Origin of the sequence: Mycobacterium sp. 012931, assembly GCF_000419295.1 — a bacterium.
Classification (GTDB): Bacteria; Actinomycetota; Actinomycetes; order Mycobacteriales; family Mycobacteriaceae; genus Mycobacterium; species Mycobacterium marinum.
Window position 1 is genome coordinate 5,389,196 of the sequence record NZ_AOPX01000001.1, and the last position, 17,815, is coordinate 5,407,010.

Sequence of the window (17,815 nt, forward strand, 5' to 3'; positions counted from 1 at the left end):
AACCGAACCGAGGCGAGGGCAGCGGCCATCCCCGCCGTTGCTGGCGTGCGGTGTGATCCCCGCCGCACACAGAATCATGCCGCGGGGCACAATTGCAGTGTGAAAGTAGCGATCAGCGGCGCCGGCGTAGCGGGAGCGGCACTTGCCCACTGGCTGCATCGAACCGGCCACACCCCGACATTGATCGAGCGGGCACCGAAATTCCGTACCGGCGGCTACATGATCGACTTTTGGGGCGTTGGCTATCAGGCGGCCAAACGAATGGGCATCGAGGACCCGGTCCGCGCCGCGGGATACCAGATTGAGCGATTGCGTTCGGTCGGCTCCCGCGGCGAAGTCAAGGCCGACCTGAACGTGGACGTCTTTCGCCGGATGATCGGCGAGGATTTCACCAGCCTGCCCCGCGGTGACCTGGCCGCCGCGATCTATGCCACGGTCGAGGACAAGGTCGAAACGATTTTCGGCGACTCCATCACCGCCATCGACCAGCACAGCGACGGCGTCCATCTCACCTTCGAGAAAAATGCGCCGCGCGATTTCGATCTACTCATCGGCGCCGACGGATTGCACTCCAACGTGCGCCGTCTGGTTTTCGGACCGGAGCACGACTATGAGCACTACCTTGGCTGCAAGGTCGCGGCCTGCGTGGTTAACGATTACTGGCCGCGCGACGAGCTGACGTACGTCCTCTACAACATTCCCGGAAAGCAAGTGGGGCGCGTTGCGCTGCGCGGCGCGCGCACCATGTTTCTGTTCATCTTTCGCGATGAGCACGACGGCGCCGACCTCACACCAAAAGAGCAGTCGCGCAACCAATTCGGTGATGCCGGCTGGGAGTGTAATGAAATCTTGGCCGCACTGGACAACGTTGATGACCTCTACTTCGATGTGGTGAGCCAGATCAAGATGGACCGCTGGTCACGCGATCGGGTGCTGCTGATCGGAGACGCGGCCGGGTGCATCTCACTGCTCGGCGGCGAGGGCACCGGTCTGGCCATGACCGAGGCGTATGTGCTGGCCGGGGAACTGGAGCGCGCCGGCGGCGACCACCGCCGCGCTTTCGATGCCTACGAGGCGCAGTTGCGCCCCTTCATCGCGGACAAGCAGGCCGGGGCGGCCAGGTTCATCGGGTTTTTCGCCACGCGCACCCGATTTGGTTTGTGGTTCCGCAACATTGCGATGCGCACGATGAACATCGGCCCGTTGGCAACGCTTTTCGCCGGTAGCGTGCGCGACGACTTCGAACTGCCCGACTACGACTTGGCGTGAGCGACCGGGCAGCCCGGCGCCTCCGGCACCGCCGGTGACACCGCGGTGATCGCGCGGACACGGATGCGCGCGTCCCGGTGCGGCACCAAGATGACGTGTTTGAGCTTGTAGCGCTCGTCGGGTGCTGTGGTGGTGGCCAAGTCAACCCGGCGCAGAATCTCGCGCAGCACGACCCGCATCTCGACCATGGCGAAGGTCGCCCCGAGGCAGCGTCGATTTCCGCCGCCGAACGGCAGCCACGTGGTCGGGGTCAGGGTCGCGTCGATCATCCGATCGGGGTCGAACCGGTCCGGGTCCGGATACACCTCGGCATTGGCGTGCACCAGACCGATACCGGCCACCACCATGGTTCCGGCCGGCAGTTGATAGCCGGCCAACTCGGTGGGTTCGGTCAGGATGCGGCCCACGTCGAACACCACCGGGCGGATGCGCAGCGTCTCTTTTGCCAGGGCGTCGAGATACTCGTCGCCGGATGGATCACCCGCCGCGCTGGCCTCGGCCGCCCGCACCGCCTTGGCCAGTATCGCCGGGTGGCGGGTCAGCCGCTCCAGCGCCCAGGCCAAGCCGGTGGCCGTGGTGTCGTGCCCGGCTACCAGCAGAGTCATCAGTTGGTCGCGTAGTTCCTCGTCGGTCATCCGGCCCGACGGTTTGGCGGTGTCCCCGTCGACCGCCCGGACCAGCGTGGCCAGCACGTCGGTGCGTTCGGCGAGATTCGGGTCGGCGCGCCGCTCGGCAATCTCGGCGTAAAGCAGCTCGTTGGCCTCGTCGATAGCGCGGCGCAACCGGCGCCAGGCACGGCGACTCAGCAGGTCCGGCTTGGCAAGCGCCAGCGTCTCCCACGGCCCCACGTTGAGTAGCCGCGGCATGACCTTGCGCAGGGCGGCCAGCCGGTCCGGGTCGGTGGCACCGATCACGGTGCGCAGGATCACCTCGAGGGTGCTCTCAGCCATCTTGGGAGCGACCGCAAAAGGTCCGGCCCACCGGCCACCCGGCGATGTTCTCCGCTGCGATCTCGGACATCAGCTGAGCCTGGTGCGCAACGGCTTCACGTTGGAAGGGCGGCAGCATCATGCGACGCCGGTCGCGGTGCACATCGTCGTCGACCACCAGCAACGAGCTCTCTCCGAGCAGTCCGGCCAGCATCGTGTTGGCTTCGCCGGCATGAAAGACGCGCGGATCTCCGGCGAACACCTTCTTGATCACCACCGGATCGGTCACATTGACCATGGTGCCCAGCCCCGCCACGCGCAGCGTGAAAACGCTGCGCGTGGCGGCGTTTGCAGGCGGTGAGGAATCTCGGGGCGTGCCGCAACATGAGCGCAGCCTGCACCGCGCGGGGAAGACAAGGTCCGGGTGGCAGCGTGGCGGTTTTCGTCATGACGGTGATTTTACGGGCGTTGTCGAGAACAAAGATCGGGTTTCACAGAGAGCAAAATTGTTGCGCTAGCGGCAACTACTTGCTACCCGGTCCAAATATAAATTACACCAACATATTTCACGCTGTTCAATTTCCGGATTCGGTGAATGATCTTGAAAGACAGTCGCTACCGCTTAGCTCTTTGCCATTTAGGTTGACTTAGGTTGACAGCGTCGGCACAAACCGAGGCGGCCGCCGAACCCCGGTGGCCTGTTCGAAGGCGTAGGCATACCCGATGAGTTTGGGTTCCTGGAATGCGCCGGCGAACAACGACAGGCCGACCGGCAGACCACAGAAATAACCGGCGGGAACGCAGATGTGGGGGTAGCCGGCGACCGCCGGTGGCGTCGAGCAACCGCCGGGCAGGATGTTGTCACCGACGACCGGGTCGATGGCAAACGCCGGTGAACCCTCGGTGGGCGCGACGATCGCATCCAGCCGGTGCTCGCGCAGCGCCTTGTCGATGCCGTCGGCACCTGCGCGGCGGCGCAGTTCGGCCCGCACCCGCAGGTACTGCGAGTCGGTGAGGTCGCCCTTGGCTTGCGACTGCTCGAGAAACTCCTGCCCGAAGTACGGCATCACCTGGCCGGCGTGGGCTCTGTTGAACGCGATGAGTTCGTCGAGGCTGCCGACCGCGGCGCGCGGATGGGCGCCGAGATAGCCATTCAAACTCGCCTTGAGCCCATAGCGGAACAGTTCGAGTTCGAGATCGCCGAAGAAGGGCAGCGAACTGGCCTGGATCGGATCGACGATCTCGGCGCCCAGCGCCGCCAGCTGACCGAGCGCACCCTCGATCAGTGCATCCGTCGCCTCGTGCGCACCGAAGCGCTCCCGGGCCACACCGAGTCGGGCCCCCTGCAGGGCTGCCGGGTCAAGAAATCGGCGATAGTCGGTTGCCGTGTGCGCGCCGCCCGCTCGCGTTGTCGGGTCACTGTCATCGACACCCGTCATCACCGTCAACAGCGTCGCAACGTCGGTGACGGTGCGCGCCATCGGGCCCACCATGTCCTGTGGCGATGCCACACCGATGACTCCGGAACGGCTTAGCAGGCCCACCGTTGGCTTCAGACCGACGATCGAGTTGCTCGATGCCGGCCGCACGATGGAACCGTCGACCTCTGCGCCGAGGGCGGCCACACACAGGTTGGCCGCCACCGCGACCGCCGAACCCGAGCTGGAGCCCAGCGGACTTCGGTCCAGCACGTAGGGGTTTCGCACCTGTCCGCCGCGACTGCTCCAGCCACTGCACGGCCGCGTGGAGCGCATATATCCCCACTCGCTCATGTTCGCTTTTCCGAGGATCGCTGCGCCAGCATCGCGTAATTGCTTGACCACAAATGCATCTCGAGTAGCGATGTTGCCCTCTAGGGCCAGCGAACCGGCCGTTGTGGCCATCTTGTCACCGGTGTCGATGCTGTCTTTGATGACGACGGGGACACCGTGCAACGCCCCACGAATCCGTCCCCCGCTTCGCTCGGCATCGAGCGCCTCGGCGATCGCGAGGGCGTCGGGGTTAACCTCGATGATCGACCGCAGCATCGGACCGGATTGGTCGATCTCGCGGATCCGTCTCAAGTAGCAGTCAGTCAGGCCGGCGGCGGTCCACTCCCCCCGCTCGAAGGCCGTCTGGGTTTCGGCGATGGTGAACTCGGGCAACTCCATGAGATCCCTCCGGAAGCGGTGCCACGCCGGCGGCGGGTCCAGTTCGGTTCAGATCGGCCCGCTGCCGCCTCAGTCGCGGGCGATATAGGCGAGGACTTGCTTCTCGTGGTCGACGTAGTGATCACCGCTGACATCGACAATGACCCGATCAATGGTGCCGCCGACGAACGGGAATGGTGCCGGGTAGTCAGCGACCGCCGAGCCGCTGTCGCGCCCGACGCACAGTCCATCTCCGGTCAGCGAAAACGTGCCCGGCTGGGTGGCGATTTGGGCATCGCCCACGGCTTCAGTGTCGATGTAGAGCGTCAGTGTGCCGAGGGCGCTGAATGTGTCCGGGTCATCGGCGGTCTTGCGGAACTCGGCGGTGAGCACATGCGTCCCGGTGGCAACGGGCTCGGGTGCGCTGATGGTCTGGATTCGCTCGCCGAGCCAGTTGTAGACGTAGTGCAGCCGACCGTCCTTGAGGAACAGGCTGTGCCCGCCGGCCACCCCGCCCTGGGCAAACAGCACGCCCTCGGCCTCCGGGGTGTCGATGGTGACGGCGGCGGCGATGGTGAAGGAGCGGCGCCGGACATTCACCGCGACCGCCTCGGGAACATCGGCGGAGTCCGGGTAGTAGACCTAGTGGGACCGCGGCTCGCCGGGCTCCGGCCGCGGTGAGGCCATGATCTCGAGCGCCGTGCGGTCATCGAGCGGCAGACCCTTGTACACACCCGCGTAGTAGAACCACAGCCCCTTGAGTTCTTCGAGCAGCTCAGGCTTTTCGTCGGCCAGGTCGTGCAATTGGGTGCGGTCGGTACGCAGGTCGTAGAGCTCCCAGCGGTCCTTGTCGAAATTGCTCCAGCCCGACAGCGGCGGGTGCAGGGTGGTGGCCAGCCAGCCCTGGTGATATAGCGCCCGCATGCCCAGCATGGAGTAGAACTGGGTGGCCCGGCCGGGCAGCTGCGGATCGCTGATCGAAGCGGCGAAGCTGTGGCCCTCGATCTGACTTTGGGTCCAGCCGTTGAGAACCGCGGGCGGGTCGACGTCAAGCAGTTCATAAAGCGTCGGCACGATGTCGACGGCGTGCACGTATTGGTCGCGAACCTCGCCGCGCGCGGCGATGCCGGCCGGCCACGAGACAATGAGCGGATCGGCCACCCCGCCCTCGTAGCCGGCGAACCGCTTCCAGTACGGAAACGGTGTGTCGAACGCCCACGCCCACCCGGTGTTGTAGTGGTTATAGGCGGACGGGCCACCCAGGTCGTCGATCCGGGGCAGATTCGCCTCGATGGTGTCGGGGACGTTGTTGAAGAACTTGTTCTCGTTGAACGAACCGTTGGGCCCGCCCTCACCGCTGGCGCCGTTGTCGGAGACGACCACGATGATGGTGTTGTCCAACTGCCCGGATTCGGCCAGGTAGTCCAGGAGCCTGCCGATCTGCTCGTCGGTGTAGGACACGAAGCCCGCGTACACTTCGGCCATTCGCACGAACAGCCGTCGTTCGTCGTCGGTCAATGAGTCCCACGGCCGCACGAAATCGAGTGCGGGCCAGGCCCGGCCGTCTGGACCGGTGATATCGGGTTCACCGTGTGGGTTGATCGGCGACAGTTCGAGGTCCTGGGGTAGCAATCCCATTCGCTTCTGGTTGGCCAGGATCCCCACCCGAATCGCCTGGTAGCCTTCGTCGAACCGGCCGCGGTAGCGATCTGCCCAGTCCTTGAACACGTGGTGGGGCGCGTGGCCGCAGCCCGGACAGAAGTACATGAACCACGGCTTCTGGGGGGCAACGGCCTTGGCGTCGCGGACGAACCGGATCGCCTTGTCCGCCAGATCGGCCGACAGGTGATACCCCTGCTCCGGCGTCGCCGGGGGTTCGACGGTGTGGTTGTCATAGACCAGGTCCGGATACCACTGGTTGGTCTCACCACCCAGGAATCCGTAGAAGCGCTCGAATCCGCGTCCCAGCGGCCACCGGCCCTTCCATGACGACGCATCGCTCTCGTCGCTGGGCGTCAGATGCCACTTGCCCACCGCGTAGGTATTCCAGCCGCGCGCGTTGAGCACCTCCGAGATCATCCCGTTCTCGAACGGAACCCGACCCGAGAATCCTGGGAACCCCGCCGAGGCCTCAGTGATGCAGGCCATGTTGTTCGATGTCGCATTGCGCCCGTTGAGCAGGCTCGAGCGCGTCGGCGAGCACAACGCGGTGGTGTGGAAGTTGGAGTAGCGCACGCCGCTGTCGGCGATTCGGCGCATCGCCGGGGTTTCGATCGGCCCGCCGAACGGTTCCAGCGCGCCGTAGCCGACGTCATCCCAGACGATCATCAGCACGTTGGGAGCGCCGGCGGGTGCGGCCGGCGCCAAGAACGGCCCCCAGTCCGGCTCGGAATCGCGGATATCGGTCGCCACTCGCCCAGACCACTGCGCCACTTCGCGTCACCACCCGTCCAGAAATCGCGTCAACAGCAGCTTAGGTCGGTTGGGACTCTCGGAGGCCAAGTTGACGACAGTGGCTTCGGGCGGCCGCGCCGCACGACAACGCCCGATGGCTGTATCACGGCGTCGGCGGGGCCGCGCCGTCGACCGTAATCCGGCGCGCTACAACGGGTTCTGCCTTGCCCTTGAGGGTCAGCGTGACGACCTCGCCGTCCTGCACGCCCGCAAGACCAGCCACCCGCTCAGACATCACGATCTCCCCGCCCGCGGCCACGGCCTGTAGTCGCGCCGCCGTATTGACGACATCCCCGATCGCGGTGAAGTCGCGGATCTCGCCCTCACCCACGATGCCGACGTATGCCGGGCCGACGTCCAGACCGATGCCGACCTTCAACTGCGGCCCCTCGGCAGTGCCGTAGCCCTGCGCCCGCAGGATGGCGCGGGCGTCACTCACCATGGAATTGACGTAGCGGCCGTCCCGGGTGAGCGGTGCAAAGTAAAGACCCATGACTTCGTCACCGATGAGCTTGTCGACAATCCCGTGCCGAACAATCACCTGCGTCAGTTTCGAGTAGAAGCGATTGAGGGCGGCGACCATTTCATCCGGCGGCACAGTCTCCGCCAGCGCGGTGGAGCCGCGGACGTCGGCGAATAGAACCCCGATCGGCAGCGTGACCCCACCGCCGGGCGCCTTCTCAAAACAGAGTTGGCACCAGCGCGGGTTTTTTCGCGATGGGCTCTTGCCCACGCGACGCATCAGCCAGCCGCCGAATCCCGCGAACGGATTGCCGCAGGCTTCGCACCGCGGGGCCGCGGGAAGGCTGGAGATGAGTCGAATTCCCCGACGCACCGAGGCGTGGCCAAAGTACTCGAAGAAACGCTCCCATTCCTCCGCGTTGGCCTGCACCCCGTCCGGGCGCGGTGGGGTGCGTCCGCGCGCCATCAGTCGATTCTTACACCACTGGCCCTGTCGACGCAGCCATCGGACATCTACTTGTAGGCAACGGCGGCGCTCGAGCCGGCGGCCAGTGCGATCACCTCGAAGGAACGGAATCCGGCTGCACCGCACCATTTTCGGAAGTCGGCGCCCGTGTAGTCGAATGCGTCACCGAACTCGATCAGCATATTCAGCGACATCATCAGTCCTGCGGTGTTTTTCCGGCGGGCGTCGTCGATCAGCGTCTCGATCGCGATGAACGCCCCGCCCTCGGGCAGGGCCTCGTAGGCTTTCGCGATCAACCGTTGCTTGCCGTCGAGGTTCCAGTCATGCAGGATCTGGCCCATCGTGATGACATCGGCGCTCGGCAGCGGATCGGCAAAGAAGTCGCCGGACACCGCACGCACCCGGTCACCGAGTCCCTGCTCACTGAGCTTGCGCCGCGTGATGTCGGTTACCGCGGGCAGATCAAAGCTGATGCATTGCAGGTGGGGATGGGCGGCGGCGGCCGTCCGTGACAGCAGCCCGTTGGCGCCGCCGACATCGCAGAGGCTGCCGTAGCGCTGGAACGGAAAGCGTTTCACCAGCAGCTCGCAGTTGCGCCGCGATGCGGAATCCATGGCACCCAGGAAGACCTCGAGACGTCGCGGATCGGCATAGACCGTCTCGAAGAACGGCCGGCCCGTCTGCTTGATCTCGTTCTGCGGCTTGCCCGTCTGCAGCGCGTCGGTGAGGTCCGCCCAGAACCGATAGTTGCGTTGGTCCCAAATCTTGAGCAGACCGCCCTGGTACTCGGGGCTGGCTTCATCCAGGTATCGCGCGGTCTCCGCTGTGTTGCGGTAGCGAGCGTCTGGTCCGTCGCCGTCGCGCGCCAGCAGGTCCAGCGATACCAAGGCATCGAGGAAGTCCGTCGCCGGCCGCGGCACCAGCCCGAGAAGTTCGGCAAGGGCCTGCGCCGTCATCGCCCGGTCGCCCAGTTCGGTGAACAACCCAAGTCCGACCGCGGTGAGCAGCACTTTCGACGGGCCGTATCCGGCGCCGATTGCCATGATCCGATCGGGGCTCGACTGATCCATTACGCGCCCCGCCGAGCCCAGTCCATCAACCTCATCAAGCAAGCAGTCTATGGCCGTCACCGAGCTGTGCCGGGCCGGTCCGCGTCACAACGGTCGGGAACGGACTATCCAGCGCCGGAGTCGACGGCGGCCGCCGGCGCTTGCGGAGCCACACCGTGAGCTGGCGCCGCGTTGTCTTGCCAGGTGTCAACCGTGCAGCCGGCGAGCCCGAATGCCCCGAACACGGCGGCCAGCACCACCAACCCGCGCGCCACCGGCCGACGATTCTTGCTGATACCAATCATCGTTGTTTTCTCCCTGATCGTTGGAACCGAACTGAACGGCCTTGATACCCAAGGCTTGATGCCGCTAACGCTGTTCGCCATGTCTTTTTCGCGAAGGACTCTGGCGCACCACACGCTCAAGTACGCAACGCGGGCCCGAGTCGCCGCCACCCTGAGCACATCCGGTTGGGTGCAATCCCACGTCACTGACCTGAGTGCCGATGCGACCAGCCATTACCAGATGCCTCGGAAGAAGCCCGAGAGATTGTTGCCGATGTTGGAAACGCCCGACACGAGGCTGGTGACGGAGAAGGGCAGGACGCCTGTGTTGGCGATCCCCGACACGCCGCTGCCCAGGTTGTAGAAGCCCGAGGACAGGCCACCGTAGTTCTGGTAGCCCGAGCCGCCCAGCAGCCCCGCCGGGTTGGTGTTGAACCAACCCGACAAACTCGAGCCGTTGTTGGCGTAACCCGAGTTCCCGCCGGCGCCGGTGTTGAAGAAGCCCGACGAAGGTGTGGCGCTTGTGTTGAGGTAGCCCGGTCCACCCGGGATGGCGAATTCGGCAAGAGTGGTGCTGGGCAGGTGGATGCTGGGGATGGTGATCGGGGGCGTCGTGAACCCACCGATTCCGATTGGCGCAATGGTGAACTCGTTCGTGGTGAATGCCGGGATGTTGATTTGCGGCAGGGTGAACCCGGCAACCGCGATTGGATCAATCGTGAACGGATCCGTACTGATCGGCGGAGTCGAAATCTGCGGCAACGTGAACTCCGGCACCGGCAACTCCGGATTCTTCAATTCCAGCGATGACAATTCGGGCTTCGGCAACTCGTCAAGCGGCGGCCACAACTCCGGCGCCGCCAATTCCGGTAGTGGCGGATACAACGCGGGCTTCGGCAACTCCAACACCGGCGGCGGAAGCACCGGCTATTTCAACTACGGCGACGGCTCCTTGAGCGCGGGCATCTTCAACACCGGCACCCACAACGCCGGCTTGTTGAATTCCGGCCTGGAAAACATCGGATTCTTCAACTCGGGTGCCTACGACAGCGGCTGGGACAACTCGGGCAACTCGGGCCAGGTGAAAGGCTTGGGCAACTCGGGCTTCGGAAACTCCGGCACCTCGAGTTCGGGTGGATTCAACGCTGGCAGCGGGCAATCGGGGTTCTTCAACCCGGCGTGAACGGCGGCGCCACTCACAAACTCACCCTGGGTCGCCTTGCCCGCGCTCACGCCCGCTGACCGGAGTGGCTGACACTCGGGTGATCGAGGAAGCTGTTAGCGGCTGCGTTTTCGCGCAGCAGCCACAGCCGGCTACCGACGACCGAAGCGGAGTAACTGTGAGCCTTGTCCTGGCGTTCGGCGTGGTACTGCTCATCAGCGTGTCCCTGTCCGGGGTCGCCGCCCGGACGGTGCTGTCCAGCGCGCTGTTGTTCCTGGTCGCCGGCGCCCTGCTGGGACCCGGGATTCTCGGGTTGGACAACATCGGCCCAAACGACCCGATCGTCGTCGCGCTCGCAGACGTGGCGCTGTTTACCGTGCTGTTCACCGACGGCCAGCGGGCCAATGTCCGCGAATTGCGTGAGACCTGGACGCTGTCCGGGCGCGCCCTGGGCGTCGGGATGCCGTTGACCATGATCGGGATCGCGGTGCCGGCCCACTTCCTCACCGGCCTGAATTGGCCGACCGCATTCCTGGTGGGCGCCATCCTGTCCCCCACCGATCCGGTCTTTGCGGCAGCCATCGTCGGGCGCTCGGACATCCCGGAACGGTTGCGCCGACTGCTAAATGTCGAGTCCGGCCTCAATGACGGATTGACGCTGCCGTTCGTGATGATCTTCCTGGCCACCGCCCAGGGCGCCGGCTCCGACGTGCTGTGGGTCGGGGTGGAGCTCGTTCTCGGGCTGGCGCTCGGGGTCGGGGTGGCCGCGGCCGTGGCGTTCGCGTGGCGGGCAAAGATCCTGACGGCCGAAACGCACCTGCAGCCGTTGGGCCCACTGGCGATCGCGGTGGTGGTGTACTCGGCCTGTCACCTCACCCACGCCAACCCATACCTGGCCGCCTTTGCCGCCGGCTCCACGCTGGCCACCTTGGACCATGTCGCCGCCGAGCAGTTTCAACCGTTCGGTGATCTTCTCTCCGAAGTCACCAAGTTCGCCGCGCTGATCGTGTTCGGCGCGTTGATCACCCCCGATCGGTTGTCCGGGCTCAGTTGGCGCGATTGGCTGTTGGCCGTGGTCGTGATCGCGGTGATCCGGCCGGCCGCGATGTTGCTGTCGCTGGTGCGGACCCAGCTCAGCCGACAGGAGCGGTTGACTGCCGCATGGTTCGGGCCAAAGGGTTTTGCCTCGGTGGTCTACGGCCTGCTGGCATTGCAGTCGGGATTGGCCAGCAAGGAGCTGGTGTTCGATATCGTCGCCGTCACCATTGCGCTCTCGATCGTGCTGCATTCGTCAACCGACGTACCGATAGCCAAGGTGCTGCAGGTCGAACCCCCCGACGACCTGCCGGGCTGCCGCGAGCCCGCCGATGCCGACGAAGAGGCGACCGCAGAAGTCTGATCCCGCCGGCAATGTTGGCCGCAGCGACACTAAATCGACTCCCCCACAGCATATTTCGCAGCCACAATTGGTCGGCGTGGGCCGCCGTCGCCGGCCCGCCAGGCTGCTAACCTAACCCGCTATGGGTGCCTTGGACGGACGTGTCGCCTTGATCACCGGCGGAGCCCGCGGGCAGGGCCGCGCGCACGCGCTGGCCCTGGCGGGCCAGGGGGCCGATATCTCCCTCGCCGACGCGCCGGGCCCGATGGCGGAGCTGACCTACCCGCTGGGCAGCGAGGAAGACCTGCTCGCCACCGCCGAACTCGTCGGCCAGCTGGGCCGGCGTTGCCTGCCGATGGTGGTCGACGTGCGCGACCCGGCCCAGGTGAACACCGCGGTTGAGCGGACGGTGCGCGAATTGGGCAGCCTCGATATCGTGCTGGCCAATGCCGGCATCGTCAGCACCGGGCGCCTCGAAGAGGTAAGTGACCAGGTTTGGCAGCAGCTGATGGACACCAACCTGACCGGCGTGTTCCACACCCTGCGCGCGGCCATTCCGGTGACGCGCCAACAACGCTTCGGCAGGATCGTGGCGACATCGTCGATGGGCGGCCGAATGGGCATCCCGGAATTGGCGGCCTACAACGCCACCAAGTGGGGGATCATCGGCCTGATCAAGTCCGTCGCCCTCGAGGTCGCCAAGGAAGGCATCACGGCCAACGTCATCTGTCCGACCACGACGCAGACACCGATGGTGCAGCCCGCCGGGATCGGAGATGATCAGGAAGTTCCCGACGATCTGGTGCGGCGCATGATGAAGGCCAACCCCATCCCTCAACCGTGGCTGCAACCGGAGGACGTCAGCCGCGGGGTGGTCTATCTGGTCACCGACCCGGGTGTCATCACCGGCAGCGTGCTGGAAGTCGGGCTCGGCGGCAGCGCTCGCATGCACTGACTCGGCGGCGCCCGAAGCGGCGCCGAACGACGTTCAAGCCACTTTGACCCTCGCGACCCGCTTCCACGCGGCGTACAATTTGGTCAAACGCCCAATGTGATCGTCCAAATTGAGGTAGTCGCATGCCAACAGCTGCCGAGCGAGGCGCACAAACCCGGGCCGCGCTGATGGCCGCCGCGGTAGCGGTGATCGCCGAACGAGGCTGGGGGGCGGCCACCACCCGGATGGTGGCCGAACGGGCCGGACTTCCGCCGGGGTTGGTGCACTATCACTTCGCATCGTTGAACGACCTGCTGATCGATGCGGCCCTGCAGGCAGCGCGCGAGGAAGCCGCTCAGGTGCTGGACGGACTGGCCGGCGATTCACCGTCGCAGGGAATAGACCGATTGATCGACGCGGTCTCGTCCTACGACGTCGATGATCGAAACCAAAACCCGGCGATCCTGGTGTTTGGCGAAATGCTCTTGGCAGCAACACGATACGAGCGGCTGCGAATGGGCTTGGCGGAAATCCTCGGCGACTACCGATCCACACTGCGTCAGTGGCTCGCAGATCAGGGCGGCGCCATCGATCCCGAGGCGACCGCGGCATTGATGTTCGCGGCCATCGACGGATTGGCGCTGCATCGGGTGATCGACCCGCGATTGCGCACCCTGGCCATCCGGCCGGCGTTGCGCCGGCTGGCGGGACTGCCGACGGCCCAGACCGACGAGAGGACGCCACCATGACACGAGCGCAAGCGCCTACCTCACCGCGCGGTGGGGTTTCTCTGCACGGTGTCGACAAGACCTTCGGAACCGCAGCAGCGTCGGTACATGCGCTGCGCGGCATCGACCTGGACATCGAACCCGGTGAACTGGTGGCGATCGTCGGGGAAAGCGGGTCGGGCAAAACCACCCTGCTCAACGTCATCGGCGGCATCGAGGAGGCCAACAGCGGTTCTATTAACGTTGCCGGACAAGATATTTCGGGGTGCCGGCCGCGCGCACTGAGCAAGTTCCGCCGCGACCACGTGGGGTTCATCTTCCAGTTCTTCAATCTGATCCCGACGCTGACCGCCAAGGAAAACGTCGAAGTGATCGTCGAGCTGACCGGCCGAGGTGATCGGCGCCGCGCGACCGAATTGCTGGATGCGGTCGGGCTGGCCGATCGGGCCGGCAGTTTCCCCGGCCAGCTCTCCGGCGGCCAGCAACAGCGGGTGCCCATCGCGCGTGCGCTGATCACCGACCCGGACCTGCTGCTGGCCGACGAGCCGATGGGGGCGCTCGACGTGGCCACCGGCCGACGCGTGCTCGAACTGCTGCAGCAGACCAACCGGTCGGGTCTGGGCGTCATCATGGTGACCCACAACCGGGCGGCCGCCGATGTCGCCGACCGCATCATTCAGATGCGCGACGGAGCGATCGTCGAGCAGCGTCGCAACTCAGCCCCGGCCGAGGCAAGCAGCGTGCGGTGGTGACTGAGGTGCCAACCGAACCGCCCCGCGCCCGGCCGAACTGGACCGTGCTCCGCAAGACCGTCCGTGATCTGCGGCGACGCCCCGCTCAATCGGTGGCCATCGCGGTCATCGTGATGCTCGGGGTGCTGCTCTTCATCGCCAGTTATGACTCGTTCCGCAACCTCACGGCGTCCTACAACCGCACCTATGACCGGCTGCATTTCGCCGACCTCACCGCCTCCGGAGGCGACCCCACCCAGCTGGCCTCCGCCGCGCGGGAGCTCGCCGGCGTCGAGAACGTCGCGACCCGCGTGGTGCGGGACCGACCGGTGAACATCGACGGCACCCAACTGATCGGTCGGGTGGTCGGGTTGACCGGCGGCGGCCACGGGGTCGACGACGTGGAGATCGTCGACGGACGCGCACCCGATCCCGATGCCCCCGCACAGGTCGCGATCGAAAAACACGCAGCCGAGTCATTTCAGCTGAGCCCGGGCGATCGCGTCGATGTCTACAACGGCTCCGGTTGGCGCACCGCCGAGATCACCGGGGTGGCCCGCTCGCCCGAGTACTTGTGGCCGGCGCGTAGTCGTCAAGACATCCTGCCCGACCCACATTCCTTCGCCGTACTGTTCGCGCCACCGCGGCTCGCCGCACAGCTCACCGGGCAGCCAGGGCCCAATCAGACCCTGGTCCAGATGGCCGCCGGAGCGACCACGGCCGATCGGGACCGGGTGGCCGGGCTACTGCTGTCCCGCGGCGCCTTGGACGTGCAGACCCGCGACGAGCAACCTTCCAACGCAGCGCTGCACGAAGACCTCAATGGCTTCTCCGAACTCGCGGTGGGATTCCCGGTGCTCTTCCTGACCGCCGCCGCGATCGCCGAGTACGTCGTCGTCACCAGGGTCGTGCAGGCCGAGCCGCGGATCATGGGCGCGATGCTGGCCATGGGCGCCCGGCCGGCCACGGTCATCCGGCACTACCTGGGATACGGCGTCGCGGTGGCCACCATGGGCGCGCTGCTCGGCGTCGTTCTCGGTGCGGGCGCCACCTCGCTGGTCACCGGCCTGTACACCGCGGCCATCGGGGTCCCCGACACGGTGGTCCGACACCACGTGTCCACCGCGGTCCTGGGCTTCGCCCTCGGCCTGGCAACCGGCCTGGTCGCCGTGCTGGTGCCGGCCATCACCGCGGCACGCACCGCGCCGGCTGACGCCATGCGCGGCCAACGAGTGCTCGCCACCGCGATGGGGCCACTTACCCGGCTGACCGCGCGGTGGCGGCTGCCCGCGGTGATCCAACTCGCCGTGCGGTCGTTGACCCGCAGCCGCGGGCGCACCGTCGCGACCATGGTGGGCGGGGCGCTGGCGTTGATCCTGGTGTTGGCCTCGGTCGGGATGATGACCAGCATGCGCGCCATGCTCGACGTCCAGTTCGGTGAGATGCAACGGCAGGACGCTTCGGCGCTCGTTGCGCCCAGCGCGGCGGGCCCCGGCGGCTTGGCGAGCCAATTGGCGGCCCTACCCGGGGTGTCGGCGGTCGAACCCAGCACCACCGTCGCGGTGACCGTACGCGCCGGCGGACGCACCTATGCGACGACGCTGACCGGTTTCGTGCCACACAGCTCCATGCACGGATTCCGGGGCACCGACGGGCGCACGCTGGCCCTGTCCGAAAACGGTGTGCTGGCCGGGGCAGCACTGGCCGACAAACTCGACGTGCGGGTCGGCTCCGATCTGATCGTCATCCCTGCGGGGGGATCGCCACAGCATGCCAAGTTGGCCGGCCTGGTCGACGAACCGCTGGGAACGGTGCTCTATGCCACCAACTCGACGGTTGCCGCGATCACCGGCAGCGTGGTCAACGGGTACCTGTTGCGCTTCGGCGCCGATGCCGACCGCGCCGGGTTGCGCGCGGACATCACCTCGCTGCCCGGTGTGCTCGCCTACACCGACACCCACGCACTCGAGAACACGGTCAACCGCTACCTCGGGTTGTTTTGGGCGTTCGTCGGGGTCATGCTGGCGCTGGGCGGGGCACTGGCCTTCGTGGTGATCTACGTAACGATGACGGTGAACATGGCCGAACGCACCACGGAGTTGGCCACCCTACGCGCGGCCGGCGTGTCAACACCGCGGCTCACCGCGACGCTGACCCTGGAGAACCTGCTTGCCACCGCGGCAGCACTTCCCTTCGGGCTGGCCGCGGGCGCGGGGGCGGCGTGGCTGTTCCTGCAGTCCTTCAACAGTGATCTGTTCAACATGCAGCTGGCCCTCGGGTGGTCGACGTTGGCGCTGGCGGCGGTCGCCGTGCTCGCCGCCGCCGCGATTTCGCAGCTACCCGCCATGCGGATGGTGCGCGATGTCGACATCGCGCGCGTGGTGCGCGAACGGGCCCAATAACATCCACCGGGGTCAGCGGGCACGCGCGCAGTGCTCAAGTTGGTGGCAGGTACAGGATTCGAACCTGTGTAGGCGTAAGCCGACGGATTTACAGTCCGCTCCCATTGGCCGCTCGGGCAACCTGCCGCATAGCAGGGTACAACGACCGGGTAGACAGAGCACAAACGGCTCTCCAAAGAAGGGACTTATCGCATGGCCGACTCATCGTTCGACATCGTCAGCAAGGTCGACCACCAGGAAGTCGACAACGCGCTCAACCAGGCCGCCAAGGAGCTGGCCACGCGATTCGACTTCCGCGGCACCGACACCAAGATCGCGTGGAAGGGCGACGAAGCAGTGGAACTGACCTCGTCCACCGAGGAGCGGGTCAAGGCCGCGGTGGACGTCTTCAAGGAAAAGCTCATCCGCCGCGACATCTCGATGAAGGCCTTTGACGCCGGCGAGCCCCAGGCGTCCGGCAAGACCTACAAGGTCACCGGCGACATCAAGCAGGGCATCAGCGGTGACGACGCCAAGAAGATCACCAAGCTCGTCCGCGACGAGGGCCCCAAGGGCGTCAAGACCCAGATCCAGGGCGAGGAGATTCGCGTCACCAGCAAGAAGCGCGACGACCTACAGACCGTCATCGCCATGCTCAAGCAGGCCGACCTGGACGTCGCGCTGCAGTTCGTCAACTACCGATAGAACTCCCTGCGGGCGCCCGAAGCGATCATGGTCGTCCGGGTCGTAGAAGTGCTGGACACGCTGGCCACGTAGGCTATGAAGGTCCGCATTAGGGGGCCCCTATGGCGACTGCCGACGATGAAATCCTCACCGGCCCGCGGCTGATCCTGCGCCCCCTGCGGCCCACCGACGCCGATGTCGTGTTCTTCGAGGTCACCTCGGATGACGAAGTGATGCGCTACCTTTCGTGCAACACGCATTCCGACGTCGAGCAGACCAGGCACTTCATCACCGAGCTGTGCATGGACGACAACAATCGCGGTTGGATCATCAACTGGCGCAGCACCGGCGATCCGGTCGGGTTCTGCACCTGGATCCGGCCGGAGGGCCCCGAGGTTCAACTGGGCATCTCCCTCGGCCGCCGTTGGTGGGGGCAACATGTCACGTCCGAGGCGCTGGACTTGCTCATCGAACAGGCACAGCGGGATCCGAGCGTGCATCGCGTGTGGGCCGCATGCCACGTTGACAACATCGGAGCCGCACGAGCGCTGGAGCGCAACGGTTTGTCCATGCAGGACCGGCTGGAGCGCTACTGCGTGTTCCCCAACCTCGGCGCGGAGCCGCAGGACGCCTTTCGGTTCGCAAGGACGCTCAGATAGCTTCATCGCCGCATCGCAAGCCTTGGCCACCGCGCGAAAGCGGCTTGCCCGCAACAGGTTGCGCGATTCGGCATTACCACGGGCAGCGAAGTCGTAGCTTGGGTACTGCGAATGCC

Annotated in this window: 13 protein-coding genes, 1 tRNA gene and 3 pseudogenes; 9 read left to right on the forward strand and 8 right to left on the reverse strand. The window is 65.9% G+C overall.

Annotated elements, in window-relative coordinates; translation table 11 throughout:
- The first annotated feature begins 99 nt into the window (after positions 1-99).
- The gene (locus tag MMSP_RS23610; protein WP_020788632.1) at positions 100-1,269 is read left to right on the forward strand and encodes an FAD-binding domain; all 1,170 of its coding nucleotides are present in this window, start codon (positions 100-102) and stop codon (positions 1,267-1,269) included.
- Here MMSP_RS23610 and MMSP_RS23615 read toward each other — a convergent pair.
- The 7 genes and pseudogenes from MMSP_RS23615 to MMSP_RS29085 all read right to left on the reverse strand — a co-directional run.
- Positions 1,254-2,647 (reverse strand): annotated as a pseudogene (locus MMSP_RS23615) (cytochrome P450). The gene MMSP_RS23610 and the pseudogene MMSP_RS23615 overlap by 16 nt on opposite strands.
- Before the next feature lie 198 nt (positions 2,648-2,845).
- A complete protein-coding gene (locus MMSP_RS23620) occupies positions 2,846-4,348 on the reverse strand; it encodes an amidase (protein WP_020788635.1) in 1,503 nt (500 codons plus the stop codon).
- 69 nt (positions 4,349-4,417) lie between these two features.
- Positions 4,418-6,760: pseudogene (locus MMSP_RS23625) on the reverse strand (sulfatase-like hydrolase/transferase).
- 124 nt (positions 6,761-6,884) lie between these two features.
- Complete coding sequence (locus tag MMSP_RS23630) at positions 6,885-7,709, reverse strand: adenylate/guanylate cyclase domain-containing protein (RefSeq protein ID WP_020788638.1); 825 nt, start codon at positions 7,707-7,709, stop codon at positions 6,885-6,887.
- 47 nt (positions 7,710-7,756) lie between these two features.
- The gene (locus MMSP_RS23635) at positions 7,757-8,779 is read right to left on the reverse strand and encodes a methyltransferase (RefSeq protein ID WP_020727471.1); all 1,023 of its coding nucleotides are present in this window, start codon (positions 8,777-8,779) and stop codon (positions 7,757-7,759) included.
- A gap of 104 nt (positions 8,780-8,883) precedes the next feature.
- Positions 8,884-9,063: a hypothetical protein gene (locus tag MMSP_RS23640; protein ID WP_020727472.1), complete on the reverse strand. Its 180-nt coding sequence runs from the start codon at positions 9,061-9,063 to the stop codon at positions 8,884-8,886.
- Between the two features lie 213 nt (positions 9,064-9,276).
- Positions 9,277-9,813: pseudogene (locus MMSP_RS29085) on the reverse strand (PPE family protein); the annotation flags it as partial.
- On the opposite strand from MMSP_RS29085, the gene MMSP_RS23650 reads away from it, so the two are divergent.
- The 6 genes from MMSP_RS23650 (at position 9,713) to MMSP_RS23675 (ending at position 16,377) form a co-directional block, all read left to right on the forward strand.
- Positions 9,713-10,225, forward strand: a complete 513-nt coding sequence (locus tag MMSP_RS23650) for a hypothetical protein (RefSeq protein WP_369797337.1) — start codon at positions 9,713-9,715, stop codon at positions 10,223-10,225. The pseudogene MMSP_RS29085 and the gene MMSP_RS23650 overlap by 101 nt on opposite strands.
- A gap of 157 nt (positions 10,226-10,382) precedes the next feature.
- The gene (locus MMSP_RS23655) at positions 10,383-11,603 is read left to right on the forward strand and encodes a sodium:proton antiporter (protein ID WP_020788641.1); all 1,221 of its coding nucleotides are present in this window, start codon (positions 10,383-10,385) and stop codon (positions 11,601-11,603) included.
- A gap of 121 nt (positions 11,604-11,724) precedes the next feature.
- The gene (locus MMSP_RS23660) at positions 11,725-12,537 is read left to right on the forward strand and encodes a mycofactocin-coupled SDR family oxidoreductase (RefSeq protein WP_020788642.1); all 813 of its coding nucleotides are present in this window, start codon (positions 11,725-11,727) and stop codon (positions 12,535-12,537) included.
- A gap of 122 nt (positions 12,538-12,659) precedes the next feature.
- A complete protein-coding gene (locus MMSP_RS23665; protein WP_020788644.1) occupies positions 12,660-13,265 on the forward strand; it encodes a TetR/AcrR family transcriptional regulator in 606 nt (201 codons plus the stop codon).
- Complete coding sequence (locus tag MMSP_RS23670; protein ID WP_020788645.1) at positions 13,262-13,996, forward strand: ABC transporter ATP-binding protein; 735 nt, start codon at positions 13,262-13,264, stop codon at positions 13,994-13,996. Before MMSP_RS23665 ends, MMSP_RS23670 begins: the two co-directional genes overlap by 4 nt.
- Positions 13,990-16,377 (forward strand): FtsX-like permease family protein, encoded by a 2,388-nt coding sequence (locus MMSP_RS23675; protein ID WP_036426918.1) that lies wholly within the window; start codon positions 13,990-13,992, stop codon positions 16,375-16,377. The genes MMSP_RS23670 and MMSP_RS23675 overlap by 7 nt, the downstream gene beginning before the upstream one ends.
- Before the next feature lie 40 nt (positions 16,378-16,417).
- On the opposite strand, the gene MMSP_RS23680 is transcribed toward MMSP_RS23675, so the two are convergent.
- Positions 16,418-16,503: transfer RNA gene (locus MMSP_RS23680), tRNA-Tyr, on the reverse strand.
- Between the two features lie 66 nt (positions 16,504-16,569).
- Here MMSP_RS23680 and MMSP_RS23685 point away from each other — a divergent pair.
- Positions 16,570-17,061, forward strand: a complete 492-nt coding sequence (locus MMSP_RS23685; protein ID WP_011738960.1) for a YajQ family cyclic di-GMP-binding protein — start codon at positions 16,570-16,572, stop codon at positions 17,059-17,061.
- Between the two features lie 101 nt (positions 17,062-17,162).
- Positions 17,163-17,699 carry a GNAT family N-acetyltransferase gene (locus tag MMSP_RS23690; protein WP_015354533.1) on the forward strand — a complete coding sequence of 179 codons (537 nt, stop codon included), beginning with the start codon at positions 17,163-17,165 and terminating at the stop codon, positions 17,697-17,699.
- Positions 17,700-17,815 lie beyond the last annotated feature (116 nt).

Coding starts and splice junctions, on each gene's coding strand:
- MMSP_RS23635 (WP_020727471.1), bottom strand. CDS start 8,779: ATGGATCAGTCGAGCCCCGATCGGATCATGGCAATCGGCGCCGGATAC.
- MMSP_RS23670 (WP_020788645.1), top strand. CDS start 13,262: ATGACACGAGCGCAAGCGCCTACCTCACCGCGCGGTGGGGTTTCTCTG.
- MMSP_RS23665 (WP_020788644.1), top strand. CDS start 12,660: ATGCCAACAGCTGCCGAGCGAGGCGCACAAACCCGGGCCGCGCTGATG.
- MMSP_RS23620 (WP_020788635.1), bottom strand. CDS start 4,348: ATGGAGTTGCCCGAGTTCACCATCGCCGAAACCCAGACGGCCTTCGAG.
- MMSP_RS23685 (WP_011738960.1), top strand. CDS start 16,570: ATGGCCGACTCATCGTTCGACATCGTCAGCAAGGTCGACCACCAGGAA.
- MMSP_RS23660 (WP_020788642.1), top strand. CDS start 11,725: ATGGGTGCCTTGGACGGACGTGTCGCCTTGATCACCGGCGGAGCCCGC.
- MMSP_RS23650 (WP_369797337.1), top strand. CDS start 9,713: ATGTTGATTTGCGGCAGGGTGAACCCGGCAACCGCGATTGGATCAATC.
- MMSP_RS23630 (WP_020788638.1), bottom strand. CDS start 7,709: ATGGCGCGCGGACGCACCCCACCGCGCCCGGACGGGGTGCAGGCCAAC.
- MMSP_RS23640 (WP_020727472.1), bottom strand. CDS start 9,063: ATGATTGGTATCAGCAAGAATCGTCGGCCGGTGGCGCGCGGGTTGGTG.
- MMSP_RS23690 (WP_015354533.1), top strand. CDS start 17,163: ATGGCGACTGCCGACGATGAAATCCTCACCGGCCCGCGGCTGATCCTG.